The sequence below is a fragment of the Octadecabacter arcticus 238 genome (genome assembly GCF_000155735.2).
GTDB classification, from domain to species: domain Bacteria; phylum Pseudomonadota; class Alphaproteobacteria; order Rhodobacterales; family Rhodobacteraceae; genus Octadecabacter; species Octadecabacter arcticus.
On record NC_020908.1, the window covers coordinates 848,828 to 868,940 of the forward strand.

At 55.8% G+C, this 20,113-nt stretch carries 16 protein-coding genes and 2 pseudogenes; 15 read left to right on the plus strand and 3 right to left on the minus strand.

Annotated features, from left to right (window positions below; all coding sequences use genetic code 11):
* The first annotated feature begins 398 nt into the window (after positions 1 to 398).
* From OA238_RS04420 to OA238_RS04475, 12 genes and pseudogenes are all read left to right on the plus strand, one after another.
* On the plus strand, positions 399 to 1,676 hold the full coding sequence (locus OA238_RS04420) for a site-specific DNA-methyltransferase (protein WP_015494251.1): 1,278 nt from the start codon (positions 399 to 401) through the stop codon (positions 1,674 to 1,676).
* Positions 1,677 to 1,689: 13 nt separating this feature from the next.
* Positions 1,690 to 2,247, plus strand: coding sequence for a DUF5681 domain-containing protein (locus OA238_RS04425; protein ID WP_144055830.1), 558 nt, complete (start codon positions 1,690 to 1,692; stop codon positions 2,245 to 2,247).
* Positions 2,244 to 2,801: a DUF5681 domain-containing protein gene (locus tag OA238_RS04430; RefSeq protein ID WP_015494253.1), complete on the plus strand. Its 558-nt coding sequence runs from the start codon at positions 2,244 to 2,246 to the stop codon at positions 2,799 to 2,801. The genes OA238_RS04425 and OA238_RS04430 overlap by 4 nt, the downstream gene beginning before the upstream one ends.
* Positions 2,802 to 2,984: 183 nt before the next feature.
* Positions 2,985 to 3,692 (plus strand): annotated as a pseudogene (locus OA238_RS04435) (IS6 family transposase).
* Between the two features lie 314 nt (positions 3,693 to 4,006).
* Positions 4,007 to 4,705, plus strand: a complete 699-nt coding sequence (locus tag OA238_RS04440) for a TetR/AcrR family transcriptional regulator (RefSeq protein ID WP_015494254.1) — start codon at positions 4,007 to 4,009, stop codon at positions 4,703 to 4,705.
* Between the two features lie 94 nt (positions 4,706 to 4,799).
* The gene (locus OA238_RS04445) at positions 4,800 to 5,549 is read left to right on the plus strand and encodes a maleate cis-trans isomerase family protein (protein ID WP_015494255.1); all 750 of its coding nucleotides are present in this window, start codon (positions 4,800 to 4,802) and stop codon (positions 5,547 to 5,549) included.
* A gap of 11 nt (positions 5,550 to 5,560) precedes the next feature.
* Positions 5,561 to 6,349: an alpha/beta fold hydrolase gene (locus tag OA238_RS04450; RefSeq protein ID WP_015494256.1), complete on the plus strand. Its 789-nt coding sequence runs from the start codon at positions 5,561 to 5,563 to the stop codon at positions 6,347 to 6,349.
* Positions 6,350 to 6,367: 18 nt separating this feature from the next.
* A complete protein-coding gene (locus OA238_RS04455) occupies positions 6,368 to 7,399 on the plus strand; it encodes a 2,5-dihydroxypyridine 5,6-dioxygenase NicX family protein (RefSeq protein ID WP_015494257.1) in 1,032 nt (343 codons plus the stop codon).
* Positions 7,400 to 7,425: 26 nt separating this feature from the next.
* On the plus strand, positions 7,426 to 8,046 hold the full coding sequence (locus OA238_RS04460) for an isochorismatase family protein (RefSeq protein WP_015494258.1): 621 nt from the start codon (positions 7,426 to 7,428) through the stop codon (positions 8,044 to 8,046).
* Between the two features lie 122 nt (positions 8,047 to 8,168).
* Positions 8,169 to 9,149 carry an amidohydrolase family protein gene (locus OA238_RS04465; RefSeq protein WP_015494259.1) on the plus strand — a complete coding sequence of 327 codons (981 nt, stop codon included), beginning with the start codon at positions 8,169 to 8,171 and terminating at the stop codon, positions 9,147 to 9,149.
* 1 nt (position 9,150) lies between these two features.
* Entirely contained in the window at positions 9,151 to 11,955 is a 2,805-nt protein-coding gene (locus OA238_RS29690) for an FAD-dependent oxidoreductase (protein ID WP_015494260.1), read from the plus strand.
* Positions 11,952 to 12,509 (plus strand): aromatic-ring-hydroxylating dioxygenase subunit beta, encoded by a 558-nt coding sequence (locus OA238_RS04475; RefSeq protein ID WP_015494261.1) that lies wholly within the window; start codon positions 11,952 to 11,954, stop codon positions 12,507 to 12,509. Before OA238_RS29690 ends, OA238_RS04475 begins: the two co-directional genes overlap by 4 nt.
* 80 nt (positions 12,510 to 12,589) lie before the next feature.
* Here the strand turns inward: OA238_RS04475 and OA238_RS04480 are convergent, their stop codons facing one another.
* The 3 genes from OA238_RS04480 to OA238_RS04490 are packed head-to-tail and all read right to left on the minus strand — an operon-like array spanning position 12,590 to position 16,940.
* Complete coding sequence (locus OA238_RS04480; RefSeq protein WP_015494262.1) at positions 12,590 to 13,765, minus strand: 2Fe-2S iron-sulfur cluster-binding protein; 1,176 nt, start codon at positions 13,763 to 13,765, stop codon at positions 12,590 to 12,592.
* The gene (locus tag OA238_RS04485) at positions 13,762 to 14,586 is read right to left on the minus strand and encodes an FAD binding domain-containing protein (protein WP_015494263.1); all 825 of its coding nucleotides are present in this window, start codon (positions 14,584 to 14,586) and stop codon (positions 13,762 to 13,764) included. The genes OA238_RS04480 and OA238_RS04485 overlap by 4 nt, the downstream gene beginning before the upstream one ends.
* Positions 14,583 to 16,940: a xanthine dehydrogenase family protein molybdopterin-binding subunit gene (locus OA238_RS04490; RefSeq protein WP_015494264.1), complete on the minus strand. Its 2,358-nt coding sequence runs from the start codon at positions 16,938 to 16,940 to the stop codon at positions 14,583 to 14,585. Before OA238_RS04490 ends, OA238_RS04485 begins: the two co-directional genes overlap by 4 nt.
* A 118-nt stretch (positions 16,941 to 17,058) precedes the next feature.
* Here OA238_RS04490 and OA238_RS04495 point away from each other — a divergent pair, with 118 nt between their 5' ends.
* From OA238_RS04495 to OA238_RS29695, 3 genes and pseudogenes are all read left to right on the plus strand, one after another.
* Positions 17,059 to 17,577 carry a MarR family winged helix-turn-helix transcriptional regulator gene (locus OA238_RS04495; protein WP_015494265.1) on the plus strand — a complete coding sequence of 173 codons (519 nt, stop codon included), beginning with the start codon at positions 17,059 to 17,061 and terminating at the stop codon, positions 17,575 to 17,577.
* Between the two features lie 189 nt (positions 17,578 to 17,766).
* A complete protein-coding gene (locus OA238_RS04500; RefSeq protein WP_015494266.1) occupies positions 17,767 to 18,867 on the plus strand; it encodes an IS630 family transposase in 1,101 nt (366 codons plus the stop codon).
* 120 nt (positions 18,868 to 18,987) lie between these two features.
* A pseudogene (locus tag OA238_RS29695) lies at positions 18,988 to 19,997 on the plus strand (integrase core domain-containing protein).
* Positions 19,998 to 20,113: the final 116 nt, after the last annotated feature.

The window sequence follows — 20,113 nt, forward strand, 5'->3', positions numbered from 1 at the left end:
TTTTAGGAGTGATGGCTGTGCTGCCAGTGCAGAGCTATCCAGTCTGGCCGTTTACAGGGAGTTAACAGGGAAATTACTGTAAAAATGCATTATTAACAGGTTTTTTGTGACCTTTTCTAACACAGGCGCTGGGTTTCTTCCGCAAAAGCAGGAGGTTACAGCCGAATTTTAGGGTCTCCTGTTAATGTGAATAACAGGGGGTAAAATAACATAACAGGGGCTGTTGTTTGACCGAACTGGTGGACTGAACGTTATTAACAGGGCAGCATGAGTTGTGTAAGTTTGCGATAGGGCACCCTTGCAGGCGGCTATTTTGTGGCGCGTCGAATACACATTAACTGCTGCTCCGCCTCCATTGAACTCCCGCAGAATAGCGGCTCTAAGATTGGATTGAGATTATGACACGTCAACATGATGGCCCGCCGCTCACAATCGAATATCGTAAGATCAATGCGATTAGCCCCGACCCTAGAAACGCGCGAACGCATCCCAAACGCCAGATTGAGCAGATCAAGGCCTCCATTAGCGAGTTCGGCTTCGCGAACCCGATATTGATTGATGCCGATGGTCTGATCATCGCAGGTCACGGGCGTCTCCGTGCGGCTAAGGACATGGGGCTTGATGAGGTGCCAACGATCGTGCTCGCTGGATTGAGCGAAGCTCAGACGCGGGCGCTGCGATTGGCCGATAACAAGATCGCGTTGGGGGCCGGCTGGGATCTTGAGCTGTTGAAAGATGAGCTGATCGACCTTTCGTCAGCGGACTTGGACATTGATGTCTCGCTTACCGGCTTTTCTGTGGGAGAAGTCGATGTGATTTTGGCGGATGAGGTCGATCCTGACGAAGAGATCATCCCGGCAGTGCCGGTCGAGCCACGGACGCGGGTGGGTGACATCTGGGAGTTGGGGGACCATCGGATCGGATGTGGGGACGGGCGTGACTTGGATTTTCTTAAAGAGGTCGTGGGGCAGGGCGCTTTGGTCGACGCCGCGTTTCTTGATCCGCCCTACAATGTGAAGATCAGTGGCCACGCAAATGCAAAGGGGCGTCACCGCGAGTTCGCAATGGCCTCCGGAGAAATGACACAACAGGCGTTCGTGCAGTTCCTTGAAGAAACGCTAGGCCCGTGTGCAGCTGTCTCGCGCAGCGGCGCAGTTCACTTTGTCTGTATGGACTGGCGACATATTGACGAACTCTCACAGGCTGGTTCAACCGTCTATGACAGCCGTCTCAACATCTGCGTTTGGAACAAATCCAATGCGGGCATGGGGTCACTCTATCGCTCCAAGCACGAGTTGATTTTCGTGTACCGCGTTGGTGCGGAGCAGCATTTGAACAACGTCGAGTTGGGCAAGCATGGGCGCAACCGTACCAATGTCTGGAACTATGCGTCGGTGAACTCGTTGGCGGGAAGTCGCAGCGAAGACTTGGCGTTGCATCCGACTGTGAAACCAACAGCGATGGTCGCCGACGCCATTCAAGACGTTACAAAGCGGGGAGATATCGTCCTTGATATATTCTTGGGTTCCGGAACGACATTGATTGCTTCTGAACGCGTTGGACGAAAGTTCCGAGGCATAGAGCTGGACCCTGGTTATGTGGACGTTGCCATCGAGCGGTGGCGCGCAATGACCAATAAAGAGCCAAAGCTCCTGACAAGGTCTGAAGGGTTATGACAGGGCCGTGCCGGTGAAAAAGCCCAACCTGACGGGACGCTTCAAAAAGGGCCAAAGTGGCAATCCCAAGGGTCGCCCGAAAGGTAGTGCCACCGCGCAGTCGGGTTCGGCCCTGGATATCATTGTCAATCGCACCCTGACCATTCGTAAGGCAGGCGAGCCGCAGGAAGTCAGTGTCCAAGAAGCGCTACAGCACCAAACTTATCGCAAAGCGATTGATGGGGACAAACCCTCGCGTCGCGAGGTCCTCAAGATGATCCGAATACGGGAAGCTTATTTACACAAGCAAGGTCAGCCAACGAAACTGCAGGCCTCGACCCGTCGGATGGAACCGACAGATCCCGACAACGCGAACGAAGCTATGTTGATCCTTGGTATCGCGTCGATCGATGAGGTGGCATTGGAGATGGACGATCACAAACCTCCATTGAAATTGGAACCTTGGGCAGTTCAGGCCGCGCTTGGCCGCCGTCGGGGAGGGTCCAAGCTAACAGAAAAGGAAATCAGGGAAATCAAGCGCTGCACGCGAGACCAAGACATAATTAGATGGCCTCGAGGGACGGATCAATGACCAGTGATAGTGATAAGGCCGGATACGGACATCCTCCAAAATCCGCACGCTTCACCAAAGGCCAAAGTGGCAATCCCAAGGGACGTCCGCGCGGACGTCACAAGCAGGCACCGTTTGACGCCGTGCTCGGTCAACAAGTCACAATACGTGACGCAGGGGTGGAACGATCGGTTTCCGCCGCCGAGGCGTTTTTGCTTAAACTCAGCAACGATGGGCTCAAAGGAGACGGGCAGGCGATGCGCCTTGCATTGGAGGCGATCTACGATGCCAGATTGAAACAACACGTTGCTAATGTGGGCACCATCTCGAGTATCACACGTGTAGTGGTCGCACCGGGCAGTGTTGTGAGCGCGATTCAGCCGCTTCGGATGGCGACGAAGATGGATAGATACCGGCAGACTGCTCGGGTCCTCCTAGAGCCTTGGATTGTTGAGAAGGCGCTGGCGCGACTTGGTGCCCGGCGTCTCAATATTCATGATCAGCAAACAGTGCTCCAGGCGACAAGAACCCCAAAGAAAGTGAATTGGCCAGACTGGTGGAAGGCGTTGCCTTGATCGCGACGCTACATAAATTTATGCATTTATGCAGCTGCGAATGCGTTGCTTATGCGAACGATGGCACTGTCAGATTAAATCTTGGGGTATGCGATTGATGCGCACCAAAGGACGTCGCCGCGCCGTGGCACTGTCAGAGCAAAATCGGTTGAGGCGGGCAGGGTGAGAAATTAGCATTACGGGATGACAAAACGCAGCCCTTTTCGCTACTTCAAGACGAGCCCCGAGATTATCCGTCTGGCCGTCATGATGTATGTTTGGTTTCTGCTTTCGCTTCGCAATGTTGAGGATCTTTTGCACGAACGTGGCATCGACATTAGCTATGACACGGTTCGATTTTGGTGGAACAGATTTGGCCCACTGTTTGCCGCTGAAATCCGCAAGAAAAGGGTCAGCCAGATGCGCGCATATTCAAATTGGCAGTGGCACTTGGACGAGGTGTTTGTGAAGATTAACGACGAGACGCACTATCTTTGGTGGGCTGTGGATCAAGAAGGGGAAGTCTTGGAAAGCTTTGTCACAAAGCGCTGTGATCGCAAGGCAGCCTTTAAGTTCCTGAGGAAAACCATGAAACGCCATGGTCGCGCACATATCTTCGTCACCGACAAGCTACGTTCCTGCGGTGCGGGGATGAAGGTGATCGGCAATGTGGACAAACAGGAAACCGGCCGCTTGCTCAACAATTGAGCCGAGAATTCACACCAGCCCTTTAGACGAAGAGAGCGGGCCATGCTTCGATTTAGGCGGATGCGAACTTTACAGAAATTCGTCGCCGTCCATGCTTCTGTTCACAACCATTTCAACCAAGAGCGCCATCTCTACAACCGATCAAGTTCCAAACTCAACCGCGCCGCCGCTATTACCGAGTGGCGCGGTCTTGGTGTAGCCTAACGGATTGAGGTTGCTGAAAAACAGAGACTGGTTAGCTTTTGTCTGACAGCACCTATAAGCGCGCATATGTAAAATCGTTGGGTTGGAAGTCCCGGTCGCTTTCGAGCGAGAGGTAGTCTAACCGAGCACTAGTGGTGGCATGAAAGCGCAACAGGTCCATTGCACTTTGCCGGACCAGTGGATTATGTTATATTGCTTGTGCGAAGGGTCAGATTTATGTTAAAAAACTTTATAAGTGTGATAATCGGCCGTTGGTCGCGAGAGTCTAGAGTTGCACCTCGACAAAACACCCTATCGCGGGGCGTCAAGCAATCATGACCAAAAACATCGATTCCAACAAACCACAGACTAGACCCCGACGCCCAGGGCGTCCGGCGGGCGACAAAGACCTGCGCGTCGATATTCTCGATAGTGCCGAACAGGTTTTTTCCGAACACGGGTATAATGGCAGCCGCATGCGTGACATTGCGAGCAGGTGTAATGTCAATCAAGCTTTGATCAACTATTACTTTCAATCCAAACAGCACTTGTTCGATCAAGTGTTTTTGCGTCGGGGGAAACACATCGGGAGGCGTCGCGAGGAACTCCTTGACGCCTTGATCGCGGACCCGACCGCCCCTTCAGTCGAGGCACTTGTGCGTGCATATCTCACACCGCAATGGGATATGAAATACAGCGGTGAAGCCGGTGCTGCCTTCGTCAAATTGCAAGCCAGACTTCATGCTGAGCCTGAAGACCACGCGTTGCGGCTGCGCCGGGAAGTCTATGACAGGTCTGCCAAACGATATATTGTTGCACTTTGTGAGGCGTTGCCTCATGTTTCCCAACGCACGGTCGGATTGCGGATGGCATTTTTGATCGGCGCCTATCTGTTCATGCTGAACGACGTGGACCGTCTGAACGACCTGACTGACAATCAACTTGGCAAGGTCAACAAGCTCGAAATGCTGAACAATCTAGTGATATTTCTAAGCTCGGGAATGACCGCGCCAGACCACACACCAATCCCATGAACTCTTATGATATTGCGCGGCGATACTAAATGTCGGCTTGTTATTAATCCAAGTTTGAATTATGTATAAACTTAGTTCCAAATGGAGAATCGTTATGAAAAGCTTTCGCGTTGGTCAGATCGTCCCTAGTTCCAATGTGACGATGGAGACCGAAATTCCCGCACTTTTAAGCGCCCGTGGACAAGTTCACCCCGAAACGTTTACGTTTCATTCCAGCCGGATGCGAATGAAAAAGGTGACCGCCGAAGAACTCAAGGCGATGGACGGCGACAGCGACCGCTGCGCGATGGAGCTGAGCGATGCACGCGTCGACGTGTTGGGCTATGCTTGTTTGGTTGCGATCATGTCGATGGGCCACGGATACCACCGTGAATCTGCGAAACGTTTAGGTCAGGTGACCAAAGACAATGATGCCGAGGCGCCGGTTATTACGTCTGCGGGCGCACTTGTGGACGGCTTGCATGCAATGGGGGCCAAGAAGGTGGTGGTTGTTGCTCCTTACATGAAGCCATTGGCCGAAATGGTCGTTGAGTACATCCGCGCCGAAGGCATAGAGGTTACAACGTGGAGGGCGCTCGAAATCAGTGACAACCTTGCTGTTGCTGCGCATGACCCTATGAACCTGCCCGGAATTGTCGCTGAAATGGATACGTCGGATGTCGATGCTGTCGTGTTGTCGGCGTGTGTGCAGATGCCGTCGCTGCGTGCGGTTCCGATGGCCGAGGCGGTCACTGGTAAACCCGTCGTGACGGCGGCGATCGCGACCACATGGGCGATGCTGAAAGCGCTGGATCTTGATACTTTGGTGCCCGGTGGCGGCGCACTTCTGTCAGGCAAATATTGAAGGATCGACAGATGGCACGCGGTTACAATCTTCATGCAAACGGCATCCGCCAGCACCTGCTGCACTACGCAGGTGACGGTCCGCAGATGCTGCTTATTCCCGGCATTACATCGCCTGCGATCACATGGGGGTTTATCGCTGAACGGCTGGCAGAAAAATTCGACGTTCACGTGCTTGACGTGCGGGGCCGCGGCCTAAGCGAGGCTGGCGACCTTGACTATTCGCTCGATGCGATGGCCAAAGACGCGCTTGCGGTCATTGATGGCGCAGGTCTGGATAAGCCGATCATCCTCGGTCACTCGATGGGGGCACGCAACGCCATCCGAGCCGCACGCATGAACGGCGATGCAATGTCGGGTCTTATTCTGGTGGACCCACCAGTCAGCGGGCCGGGGCGTCGCGAATATCCATCCCAATGGGCGTGGTACGAGGAGTCGATCATTGCAGCGACCAAAGGGTGCTCGGGTGACGATATGCGGGCGTTCTGCCCGACATGGACCGACGATCAGGTCGCGCTGCGGGCGGAATGGCTGCACACCTGCCAGCTTGGCGCTATCCGCACGACCTATGACGGGTTTCACACAGACGATATTCATGCCGACCTGCCGCACATCAAACTGCCGATGCGCCTGCTAAAGGCGGGTGATGCGCCCGTGATCGGCGAAGACGACATCACCGAGATCAAAACACTGGCGCCGGATATCGATGTAAAAATCGTGCAGGGTGCGGGGCATATGATCCCTTGGGACAACCTTGACGGGTTTTTGGACGCCGTCATGGATTTCAACGCAAGCGCGTAAAAGAAAGGAACGTACGACATGGACCAAGAGAGTTTCACACAGATTTGTTTGCATCAATTGAAGATGTCCGGCGTACACGAAGGTGAAAAGCTAATCGTGCTGACCCAGGGCAACGAACGTCTGGATTACGCGGACGCGTTCATGGCGGCGGGTGCGCGACTGGGGGCATCAATGTACCACATGCGTCTGCCCGCGCCGTCTGCGATGGGCGGCTGGAATGTCGGCGTGACCGGGCTTGCGGCGATGCCGGACGCGGTCGACGCGCTCAAGGCGTGCAATATGCTGATCGACTGCGTGTTCCTGTTGTTTTCACCGGAACAATTCGCCATTCAGGATGCCGGAACCCGTATCCTGACGGCCGTAGAACCCCCGGAGCTGCTGGCGCGCATGCTGCCGTCCAAGGAGCTGCGCGAAAAGGTCGAAATCGGCGCGGAGTATCTGGCGAAAGCCAAGGTCATGCGTATCACGTCTCCCCATGGAACTGACGTGACCTATAAACTGAACACCTATCCGACGGTCGCGGAATACGCCTGCACGGACGAACCGGGCCGCTGGGACCATTGGCCGTCCGGTTTTGTGTTTACGGGCGGGGACGACGAAGGCGTCGACGGGCAGATTGTCGTCGCGCCGGGTGATGTGCTGTTGCCGCAAAACATGTATGTTCGCGATCCGATTACCTATACGATCGAAAAGGGTTTTATCAGCGATATGCGAGGTGGGCTCGATTGTGCGTTGGTCAAATCCTATATGGACGGGTTCAACGACGAACGTGGCAAAGGCATGAGCCACGTGGGCTGGGGCATGAACCCAGATGCCAAATGGCATCGCATGACGCCGGGCGAATTTCCTGGTGGCATGGGTATGGAACCCCGCAGTTTTTATGGCAACGTGATGTTTTCGACCGGTCCGAATAACGAGCTGGGCGGTGCCAACGACACGGCCTGTCATCTTGATATTCCGATGCGCAATTGTTCGTTGTTCCTTGATGACGAACCGATCGTCATCGACGGCGATCTGGTCGTGAAGGAAATGCAGATGGAACGACGCTAGGCCATAACAACAAGGGATCCGTCGGCATGAGTCAGGAAAAAGTCTATGAAAACGCAGGCTTTGGGGTGCGCGTTCTACGCGGCCCCAAGCCTGCATTGATCGTGATCGATTTCAGTTACGGGTTTACCGACACCCGCTATCCCACCGCGTCTGATGCGGGAAAACAGATCGACGTCACTAATCGCCTGATTGCCGCGGCGCGCGCGCAGTTAGTTCCCGTGATCTTTACTGTGATCGCCTTCAACGACGCCGAAATCGGCACCCTTGTCTGGCTGCGCAAAGCGACTGGCATGAAAGCGCTGGTCGAGGGATCGCGCCTTGTGGAAATCGACGACAGACTGGATCGTCTGCCCGGTGACGCTGTCATTTTCAAAAAAGGCGCGTCTGCGTTTTTTGGCACCAATCTTGCTGCGCATTTGTCGGGCGGCGGAATTGATACCGCGATCCTGACCGGTGCGACGACATCGGGGTGTGTCCGGGCGTCGGCGGTGGATGCGGTTCAAAGCGGGTTCAACGTTCTTGTTGTCGCGGACGCCTGCGCCGACCGCGCGGCACCGCCCCACGACGCGGCCTTGTATGACATCGACCAGAAATATGGCGACGTCATCACCACGGCGGACACTTTGTCCTATCTTGACGATTTGTAACCCAAAGCGCGGCTGATTTCCGGCAATCATTTGCAACGCAAAGCGGTTGATCAAAACACGTGGCAGTTGCCTCACACCAAAAAGGGAAGTATACTTCCTAAATTATAGGACGGGAGATTCCAATGACACCCAAGATCACATTCGAAGAGCATTTCATGGCTCCGGGGTTCGAAAAGCATTCTGAAGCTTTTCTGAAACTGATCCCGCGTGATCAGGCTGAAATCCTGACACGACGACTTGGTGATTTTGACGGAGAACGCATCGAGACGATGGATCGAGGGGGCATCACCCGGTCGATCATTTCTCTAACCGGGCCGGGTACACAGGGCGAGGCTGTGGAAAAGGCAGTCAGTGCGGCACAAGGCGCTAATGATTTTCTGGCAGAGAAAATTTCTAAAAAACCTGATCGCCTTGGCGGTCTTGCGACATTGCCGATGCATGATCCCGATGCCGCCGCGCGCGAATTGAACCGCGCGGTGAATGATCTAGGCCTGCAAGGCTGTCTGGTTAACACGCACACCCACGGCGCGTATTACGAAGGTACTGATTACGACCCGTTCTGGGCCGAGGTCGAAAAGCTGGGCGTGCCATTCTACCTGCACCCGTCAAACGCCTATGTCACGCCGCATGTTCTTGGCGGGATGCCGGTGTTGCAGGGCGCAACATGGGGGTGGGGTGTCGAAACCGGTTCGCACGCCTTGCGTATCTTGTTCGGTGGCGTTTTTGACCGTTTTCCCGACGTCAAACTTGTCCTTGGCCACATGGGGGAAGCGCTGCCGTTTTTGCGCTGGCGTTACGACAGCCGCTTCGGGGCCTATCCGATGGGCGTGTCGCTGGATCGCGCCCCTTCGGCCTATTTCGGGTCCAACATTCTGATCACGACATCCGGTGTGTGTTCGCATCCGTCCCTGATCGGGGCGATCGGTGAAATGGGTGCGGACGCGGTGATGTTTTCCGTCGACTACCCCTATGAAGACACCGATCTTGCGGTGGAATTTATTGAAACTGCGCCGCTGGAAGATGCGACGCGGGTGAAAATCTGCCACGATAACGCAGCCCGCCTTTTCGGGATGCCGACGTTGGCCGCGAAAGAAGGGGCGTAACATGGACTGGTTTAAAACACTTGAAACTGCGAGTGTTCTGGAACAGGGCGCGGTCGCCACAGAAGTTGACGGATTGCGAATTGCGCTGTGGGCGATTGAAGGCGACATTTTTGCAACCGGCAACATCTGCACCCATGCGTTTGCCTATCTGACAGACGGTCACGTTGAAAACGGCTGTATCGAATGCCCGCTGCATCAGGGATTGTTCGATATCCGGTCCGGCAAAGCGCTGAGCGCTCCTGTCACCAAAGACATCGCCACCTATGCCGTGAAACAGGAAGACGGATTCGTCTGGGTCGATGTCAACACCGCTAGGCAGCGGCCGGATGACGCGGTGAAGCCGACCAGTGTGATCGGAACAGATGTTCGCACCTTGGTGGTGATTGGGGCAGGGCAGGCTGGTGCCGAAACGGCGATTTCCGTGCGCAAGCATGGTTTTGGCGGGCGCATCGTGATTATCGGTGCCGAAACGCACATGCCCTACGAACGCCCGCCGCTGTCCAAGGATTTGTTGACTGGTGCCACGGGGATCGAAGATGCCTACGTCTTTGCGCCCGGTCAGGCAGAGGATTTACAGGTCGAACTGATGCTTGGTGTCAGCGTCTCTGCGATCCGGACGAATGATACGACAGTTGACCTGTCTGATGGACAAAGTGTGTCTTACGATATTCTAGTCCTTGCGACCGGCGCGCGCGCGCGTGAATTGACAGTCAGCGGGTCCGACACCACAAAGATACATTATCTGCGTTGTCTGGCCGACGCCGAACACCTTGGAGCGGCGTTAAAAACTGCCAAAAGTGTTGCGATTATTGGTGGCGGTTTCATCGGGCTTGAACTCGCATCTGCTGCACGAAAGCTGGGAGCAAACGTCACTGTGATTGAATCACAACCGCGCCTGATGACACGCCTGTTGCCTGCAGAACCCGCCGATTATTTGGCCGGGATCGCCCGCGAACATGGTGTGTCCATCGAACTGGACGCGCGCATCACCCATGTCAGCGACAAAGGTGTCGGGCTCGGCGATGGCTGCGTGATCGACGCCGACGTGATCATTGCAGGAATTGGCGCAATTCCGAATGATGACATCGCATCTGCAGTTGGCATTCGAACCGATGACCAAGGCGGAATTCTGGTCGATCAGGTGAACCGCACAAACTTGCCCGGCATCTATGCCGTGGGCGATGTCGCAGTGCGTAAGGAGCGGCCAAATGGCCCGTCCCAACGGATGGAAAGCTGGCAGAACGCGCGGTTAAGCGCGGAACGTGCGGCCCGCCATATCACCAAACACGGACCCGCCGTAGAGGATGGCCCCTGGTTCTGGTCCGATCTGTTCGGGGCCACGATCCAGATTTTCGGTAAGACCGACGCCGACATGCCGGTGGTCCGCCGCGACGGTGAAACCGCACCGGTCTTTTTGGGGCAGGACGCCATTGGTCGTGTCAAATGCGTCATAGATTTTGGCGATGCATCTGCACTGCGTGCGGCAAAGGCACTAATGGCCAATGGACAGGCTCTGGCGACCGATGGGTCGGATCTGGGCGACAACGAGGAGGATGACATGAAACAACAACCATTCGAAAGCCGGTTCATCTGGCCAGCCGAGGGTCTGATCCGCGTGCCCGACTGGGTCTATACCAATCAAGAAGTCTATGAACGCGAAGTCGAACGCATTTTTCATGGATCGACGTGGAATTACGTCGCACTTGACTGCGAAGTGCCCAACACGGGCGATTTTGTGCGCTCCTACGTTGGTCCCACACCCGTCGTGGTGTCGCGCGACGAAGACGGCGAAGTCCACGTTTTTGAGAACCGCTGTTCACACCGCGCGGCTGAATTTTGTCGCGAATTGCGCGGTAACAACACGGAATTTGTCTGCCCCTACCACGAATGGAGTTATGATCTGAAAGGCAATCTTGCCGGTGTTCCGTTTCGCCGTGGTGCCAACGGCGAAGGCGGCATGCCCGCGGATTTCGACGCTGCAGATCACGGGTTGCGCAAGTTGAATGTCGCACAGCGCGGAGGTGTTATTTTCGCATCCTACGCCGACGATATGGAGAGCTTTGAGGACTACATGGGCGAAGCCATGCTGGAAGACTACGACGCAGTGTTTTCGGGTCGCAAGCTGAAGCTGTTCGGTCATTACCGCCACACCATCATGGGCAACTGGAAACTGTACCCCGAAAACCTGAAAGATCCGTATCACGCAACATTGCTGCATACGTTTTTGGTGACTTTCGGATTGTTGGTGGCGGGCAACAAATCAGCGATGATTTGCGACCCCAAGGGGCGTCATTCGACAATGGCGTCCGCCAAAAGCGATAACGCGGTGTCCGATGAAAACAAAAAGGAAATGCGTGGCTACCGCGACGGGATGACGTTGGCGGATCCCCGTCTGATGGATTATGTGGCCGAATTCGACAGCCCATGGTCGGTGACGATGCAGGTCGTCTGGCCCAACCTAATCGTGCAGCGCGAAATGAACACCCTTGGCGTGCGCCAATTGGTGCCCAGTGGCCCGAACGAATTCACGATGATCTGGACGATGTTCGGCTACGAAGACGACGACGAAGAAATGACGCGCCACCGGTTGCGTCAGGGCAATCTGATGGGGCCTGCCGGATTCCTAGGGCTGGAAGACAACGAAGCGATCAAATTCGTGCAGGACGGAATGTTAAATTCATCCAAACCGGCAAATCACATGGTGCAGCTTGATCCCGACGTACCGGCCGGCACATCCGAAACCCTGATATCAGAGGCCGCGATCCGCGCGTTGTATCAGCACTGGCGTGAGGAGATGGGCGTATGAGCCGCGAAACGAAACCGTCCCTCGATGTCGGATTGAAAGATGTCACAGGCGCGTTGGCGCGGGCGACAAACCCCGCGTCGCACGATGCCAAATACGCTGTCGAAGCGTTTAACACGATCTATTGTGCGGTGCTGGATGACGGTGATCTGGAAGACTGGCCCGAATTTTTTACGGAAGACGGTTTTTACAACATAGTCAGCCGTGAAAACTATGATCACGGGCTTCCGGTCGGACTTGTCTATTGCGAAGGCAAGAACATGATGAAGGACCGTGCGATGGCCATCGCCAAGACGTCGATGTTCGGCCCGCGCTATTTGCGCCATTTTATGACCAACACGCGGATCGTCGACATCGACGATGCGGGCACCATCAAGGCCGAAACCAATTTCATTCTGGTCGAAGTGCTTGCCGAATGGCCGGAAGGCCGTCTGCATATGGCGGGCCGGATGCAGGATATCTTTGAAAAACAGGTCAATAACAGCCTGTTGTTAAAGTCACGCATCGCGATTTATGACACGTTGCTGGTACATAATGCGCTGGTGCTGCCGGTCTGATCTAACAAAATCAACGACGAAAAAGGGCGCGACCGAATGATCGGTCGCGCCCTTTTATGTTTGGTAACGGCGGTGGCGTGTCAGGTCCGGCGGAACAAGGCCCGCAGTTTTCCACCAATAACCGCGCGGATCATCGCAAACGCGCTTATCCCTTTGCTTTCGCGGACTTCGCCACCAGACAAGACGGCGTCGCAGTTGGCGACGAATTCGGCGAGAATATAATCGACGAAACCGTTGACAAGTTCCGGCCGGTTGAACTGGCCGAGCATCCCCTGGATTCTGAACCGGAACCCCACATCGACAAGCGACGCATCGGGGTCGCCCTGCGCCAGGCGGACTGTATAGCTCAACTCACCCTCGACCGCGGACTGCCCGCCCCGGTCTTTGCCACGCCCCGCCACGGTCCCGACACGGCTGCTGTCGTCGGTTCTATAGGTGCCTTCGCCCTCAAATTTGGCGGTGATCGGACCGAACGCGACACCGATGTGGCCGGTGAACGTACTTGCGTCGTGATCGGTCAGTTTCGCGCCGGGCAAACATTCGGCCACTGCATCCAGATCAGAAAAATGCGCCCAGACCGCGTCTGCCGAATGGTTCAGCGCCACTTCGCGTTTGACGACGGACCAGCCGTCTTCGACGGTCATGGTGCCGGATGATACGGCGGGGGCCGGCGGTCGCTCGGCGATGTCGGCGTCAAAGGGTGCAAACCCAGTGGTCGCTTCGCGTGCGACGCGCGGCGCGCCGGTCGATGGCAGGCCAAGACCGCGGCGTTCGTCGATCACCTGCGCGATGGATTCGACAATTCCGACGTAGCCGGTACAGCGGCACAGGTTTCCCGACAATTCGTTACGGATACGGACTTCGTCTGCTGTGTCCAGCCGTTCGACCAGATCGCGTGCGGTCGCCAGCACCCCGGGTGTGCAAAATCCGCATTGCAGGGCGTGATTGCGGTGAAACGCGGCCTTGAGTCGGTCCATCAAATCGTCGTCTTTGAAACCTTCCAGGGTTTCGACGGTCGCGCCCTCACAAGATGCGGCAAACGTCAGGCAGGCGCGCGTAGGGCGTCCGTCGACCATGACGGTACATGCGCCGCAGACACCCTGTTCACATCCCAGATGGGTTGCCGTCAGATCAAGATGATCGCGCAGGATTTCGGCCAGTGTCGTGCGCGGTGGCACAGTGACCGTTTCGGGCCTGTCGTTTATTGTCAGGGATATCGATTGGTTGGCAGCGGCGGGCGTTACGATGACCTTCATGACGGGATTACCTTTGCAATGGCGCGCGACAGGGCAGTTTTCAAAAGTTGTCGTTTCACCCGTGATGCACCCGGCAGGTGTGCCGCCAGTGCCCCGTCGATTTCATCCAGCGACGGGGCGGTGGCCGTGCGCGCCATTTCGCGCGCCATGTCATCCAGCAGCAAGGGCGCGTCTTCGGTGGCACCGACGACGATGCGGGCATATTTCAGGTCCGGTTGGATGACGACAGCGCCGATGGCGTCGGCGAATTCACCAACCTTGCGGCAGATTTTTTCGTAGCCCCACAAGGCCTTTCCCATGGCGGTGGGCAGTTCCACGGCCACGATAATGTCGCCCTGTTGCAACGCGGTGCGATATGCCCCGCGCATGAATCCCGCCATCGGTTCGCGCCGCGATTTGCCGTGCGCGTTGCGGATCACCAGTTGCGCGCCAAGCGCCGTCATGGCGCTGACCCAGTCGGCTGCCGGATCGGCGTGTGCAAGCGACCCCCCGATGGTGCCTTTGTTGCGCACGGCGCGATAGGCGATGCTTCTGGCGACATGGCGCAGCATCGTTGGCAAATCGACATCGTCGATCCCGTCTTCGATCTGCGCATGGGTGACAGCCGCACCGATCGATAAAACGTCGCCTTTGATGTGGACGGTCTGCAATTCGTCCAGCTGGTCGATGCTGACGATTGTCGTCGGCCGCACCAGCCGCAGATTCAACATCGGGCCGATCGACTGGCCCCCTGCCATGACCTTGCTGTTGTCACCGGTCAGTGCCTTGTCCGCCAGTTGCAGGGATTTCGGGATTTCGTGGGTGAATGGCACCGGTTTCATTGTGCGGTCTCCGTGACGCTGGAATTGGCATCACGCGCGTCAAAGATCGCGGTCAGGATCCGGTGCGGCGTGGCGGGAATACTGTTGATCTCAGCACCAAGCGGGGCCAACACGTCGTTGATCGCGTTTACCAATGCGCCGCTGGGGGCGATTGCGGCCCCTTCGCCGACGCCTTTGATGCCGTGCCGCGTATAGGGCGACGGCGATTCCGAATGACCAAGTCGAAATCGCGGCAGTTCAGCCGGACCCGGCAGAATATAATCGGCCAACGTCGATGTCAGCGGCTGTCCGGCACTGTCATAGATCACTTCTTCGAACAGTGCCGTTCCGATACCTTGTGCAGCCCCGCCGTAGGACTGGCCGTCAAGGATCAGCGGGTTCACCCGGGTTCCGCAGTCTTCAAAGATCACATAATCTAGGATGTCGACCTTGCCGGTTTCAATGTCGACTTCGACGACGGCGGCATGGGTGGCATAGGTGAAAACGCCGGTGTCGATTGTCGGCTTGTAGCCTTCGGTGACTTCCATGCCAGTGGTTTCGATGTCGTCAGGCAACAGGTCGGGGCGCAGATACCACGCTTGCGCGATCTGTTTTAGACTGACGGACGCCGCACCTTTGAAGACGGCACCATCTTTCAGTTCGGTTTCGTCGGGTTTGCATTGCAACAGATGGGCACCCAGAATACGAATGCGGCGCGCCAGTTCCTCGGATGCTTTGGACACGGCCCCCCCCGCCATCACCATACCGCGCGAAGCGTATGCGCCGGTTGAATAGGGGGTCATGCCGGTGTCGCCCATCGTGACCTTGATGCGCGAAAGATCCAGTGACAGCCAATCGCTCGCGACTTGGGCGATTGTCGTTTCAAGACCTTGACCGGTGGTCTGGTTGCCTGATTTGACCTCTACGGATCCGGTTGGTGCCAGTTTGACCATCGCCTGTTCGTACCCCGGCACCAGTGCAAGGCCCCAGGACGCGAACACCTTGGTTCCATGCGCGGATTGTTCGGTAAACGACGAAAACCCGATCCCCAGATGCCGCCCTTCCTTGGCGGCGGCGGCCTTGCGTTTCGCAAACGATTTCGCGTCGATCATTTCCGCGGCCTGCCGCGCGGCTTCGGGATAATCGCCGGTATCGTAGAATTTTCCGGTCACGTTGGTGTAGGGCATTTTGGCCCCCTGCACGAGGTTCAGGCGGCGCACGTCAAGCGGGTCGCGACCAACGGCGCGTGCAATCGCATCAATCGTCAGTTCCATCGCAAAACAGACCCCTGGACGCGCGACACCGCGGTACGGGGTAAAGCCCGGTTTGTTGGTCGCGACCGAATAGGTGCGGCACGCATAGGCCCCCAGATCATATGGGCCCGGCAGATTGCCGCCCGCCTGCGCGGCTTCAAGGCAGGCGGTGAACGGCCAAACGGAATAGGCGCCGACATCGACCCAGATATCGGCATCAAGCCCAAGAAGGCGGCCGGTATCGTCGGCGTATGCGGTAATTTTGTATTTGTGTTCGCGGGTGTTGGCACCGGCGGTCAGATGTTCGCGCCGGTCTTCGGTCCAGCGGATCGGACGGCCAAGATGTGTCGCGGCCCATCCCACAGTCAGTTCTTCGGGTTGCAGGACGCATTTGTAACCGAACCCCCCGCCGACGTCGGGCGCAATGACCCGCACTTCACCCTGATCAAGACCAAGGCATTCGGCGACGCCGGTGCGGATCAGATGCGGCACCTGTGTCGACGTATACATCACAAGCTGTTCTGCCTTGCCGTCCCAATAGGCCAGCGCGCCCTTTCCCTCCATCGGGGTCATGCACTGGCGTGCTGTCGAATACTCGCGCTCTATGATGACGGTGGCATTTTTCCGGGCTTCGGTCAGATCATTGTCGAATTGCGTGGTCAGAAACAGGTTGTTGTCCCATCCGGCGTGCAGTTTTTCAGCGCCTGGGGCAAGAGCGGTTTCAACTCTGACATGTACATCCAGCGGGTCTAGATCGACGATGACAGCTTCGGCGATGTCTTCTGCTTCGGCGCGGGTGGGGGCAACGCACATGGCAATACATTCACCGACGAAACGGACTTTGTCCTTGGCCAACGGCCAATGATCGGACTGGTTGTAAGTCGCAAGAGTCGACTGCGCGACGATGGGTCCAAGCCCGACCATGTCGTCTATGGTGAAAATCTGGTCCTCGAACCCGTTCGGCTTGGTTATCGATTTAATTTTTGCGTGGGCCAGCGGGCTGCGGACATATGCGGCCTCCCACAGGTGCGGCATCTTAATGTCGCCCACAAACTGCGCCGTTCCGTTGAGGTGGCGGGCGTCTTCCTTGCGGGGGATTCGTGCGCCGATACCTGTCGTCATGCCGCTGTTCTCCTCGGGGGGGGCAAAATACTTTTAAGAAGCATACTTCCTAAAAAGTTTGTTAGCAACTTGTAACTGGGTTATTGACAACGAGCTGCACTAAAGGAAAAAGCTGCCAATGGACCCAAATAAGCAATCTAATACCGATCGCGTCTTTGTCAGTGATCGCCTGAACGGGCCGGTGGGACGGTATACACAACTGTGGAATAGACCCGGTTATCTGATCCGCCGCCTGCATCAGATACACGTCGGTTTATTTGCAGAAGCCTGCGGAGCAGATGGCGTAACGGCTGTTCAGTTTGCGATCTTGTCTGTTTTGCTTAAAAGTGACGGGATTGATCAGCTGACACTGTCCAAGGCTGTCGGTATCGACCGGACCAGTGGCGCGGACGTTATAAAACGTCTGGTGCGCAATGAGCTGGTGACACGGGAACCCTCAAAAAACGATGCCCGCGCAAAAGCTGTCCGGATCACGACAGCAGGACGCAGGCTCATCGGTGAAATGCAGCCCGCCATGGAAGCAGCACAAGACAAGCTGATGGATCCACTGAACGCTGAAGATCAGGCGGAGTTCATGCAATTGCTGAGTCGTCTGATCAATGCTAATAACGAATCCAGCCGCGCTCCGATGGCGTAAAACACCGGTGTCTGTGTCGGCGTTTTGACCGATATTTTTTGGCCGATGCCGTGCGGTGTGCGGGGGGCCGTTTTGATGAAATAGCGTTGGAAAACAGCCGTGTTAAAGTATTATTATTATACACAGAGTCCTCGATCACCCGAATTTTGGCGGGTTGACGTCTGGACGTAGACCGATTCAGCTATCTGCATGATCCGTCCCGGTTTTCTTTCTCCCACGGAGCGCCTTGAGCTTGAGGTCTGTGTTCGCAGTCAACGCGAAGATCATGGGATTGCACGGCGTGCAAATGCGCTTCTTTTGCTGGATGATGGGAAGTCCTGTCAGGTAATCGCGGAATTTCTATATTTGGACGACGACACCGTTCGCGGCTGGCACAAAACCTATCGTGAAAACGGCTGGGATGCGCTTGCAGTTGATGGCTGGAAAGGCGGTCACTCTCGTATGGCCGCTGACCAAGAGGCGGCATTATGCGACTGGCTGGACGGCCGCTTCTGCCACTCGTCGGTTGAGATAAGAGCCCACGTTTCAACAAAATTTGGCCTGCGCTACTCGCACTCTGGCTGCATCAAGCTTCTTGCCCGGTTGGGGTTTGAATATCGCAAGCCCAAGGCCCTGCCGCGCGTTGTCTCTGCTGAAAAGCAGGCCGCATTTATCGCATTGTACGAACGTCTGATGGGCGATCTGGGCGCAGATGAAGCCGTCTATTTCGCTGATGCTGTACATCCTGAATATCAGACAAAACCCAGCCATGGCTGGGTAAAGGCAGGATCAAACCCGGCGATCAAAACTACAGCAGGGCGTGGCCGCGTAAACATCCATGGCGCGCTGAACCTCGAAACCTTCGACACGCCCTTTGTCGAGCCAACCACCGTGGACGGCGTTAGTGCCGCGCAACTTCTGGCCAAGATTGAGGCTCGCAATCCCGACAAGCGAATGATCCACGTTATCTGGGACAATGCCGCCTATCACAAAGGGCCAGATGTCAGGGCCTTTCTCGCAAGGCCAGACTGCCGCATACATCTTATCCAGTTGCCGCCATATTGCCCGCATCTCACCCCCCTTCTCGGCAGATTGCTGCGCAATCGCCTGTCAGCAATGATCGAGCGATTATGGGCGGTCATGCATCAACATGTGACGCACAATCAATATCACCCGACACAAAAACAGTTCGCGAATGCGATCCTGAAATTCTTTCGCGAAACCATCCAAAATGAGTGGAAAACCTTCCGAAGCCAAGTCTCAGACAATTTCCGCGTCATAACTCATGAAAAATTTCGGGTTTTGCCGTAGATGCGGCATAGCTATTATAAATCTCTAGTTGTTCCATTCCGGATGATCACATTGACCCTCGGCGTTCAGCCTTTTTCATGGCAAGGTCGGTTTTAGAGGACATTCGGAAGGAGAAACGTGATGCTCGTTCGACTGCATAGCCAAGCGACGACAACACCAAAGATTATAGCAGCCATTCAAGCCTGCGAAGATTCGGCCTGGATGGTGATTGAACGCTATGGCATTTCTGAGTCGACTGTTTTGAAGTGGCGTCACCGTGACAGTGTCGAAGACCGCAGCCATACGCCACATCGCTTACAAACGACGCTGAGCCCAGCCCAGGAGAGTGTTGCGGTGGCGTTGCGTAAGACGCTTTTGGTGTCACTTGTTGACTTACTTGCAGTGGTGCGGGAGTTCTTGAATTCGAACGTTTCACGCTCGGGCTTGGATCGATGCCTGCGTCGTCATGGGGTGGGTAATCTGCGCGACCTGAAGGTCAAAGAGGCAAAGCCAAAGCACAGCGCCTTCAAGGCCTACGAGCCGGGCTACCTGCATATCGACGTTAAATATCTGCCGCAAATGGCGAATGAGACGTCACGCCGTTACCTGTTTGTCGCCATCGACCGCGCCACGCGGTGGGTCTTCATTGGTATCTATAACAACAAGACGGCCGCCAATGCCCGACGCTTCCTACGTGACCTTGAGCGCGCGTGTCCGCTGCGCATTCGCACCATTCTTACGAAGTTGCCAATAATTGCGCCAATGGTTCGAGCAACATTGGCGACGGTAAGGAGTTTACTGACCGTCTCTTTGGCCTGCGCAAGCGTGCAGCGACTGGCAAACATGAGTTCGATACGCTGTGCAGCGAACTCGGCATCGACCATCGTTTGACCCCACCACAATCGCCTCAAACAAACGGCATGGTTGAGAGATTCAACGGGCGTATAGAGGATGTCCTTCAAAGTCATCACTTCCGATCAGGGCAAGACCTTAATGCGACGATGCACCGTTATGTATTGCTCTATAATCAACAACTCCCGCAATCTGTTCTTCAGAGCAGAACCCCCTTGCAGGCCATGAAAGACTGGCACAAACTTAAGCCAGAGCTGTTTAAGAAAAACCCCTACTACCTCACGGGATGTGACACCTAGTGCTGCCAATTAATCACTTGAATAAATACTTTGCGGATTTCGATTAACGGAGTATGCTCCTTAAAATACCACGAGGGAAAGGTCAAAATGATTTACATCACGCCAAACTTAAAGCT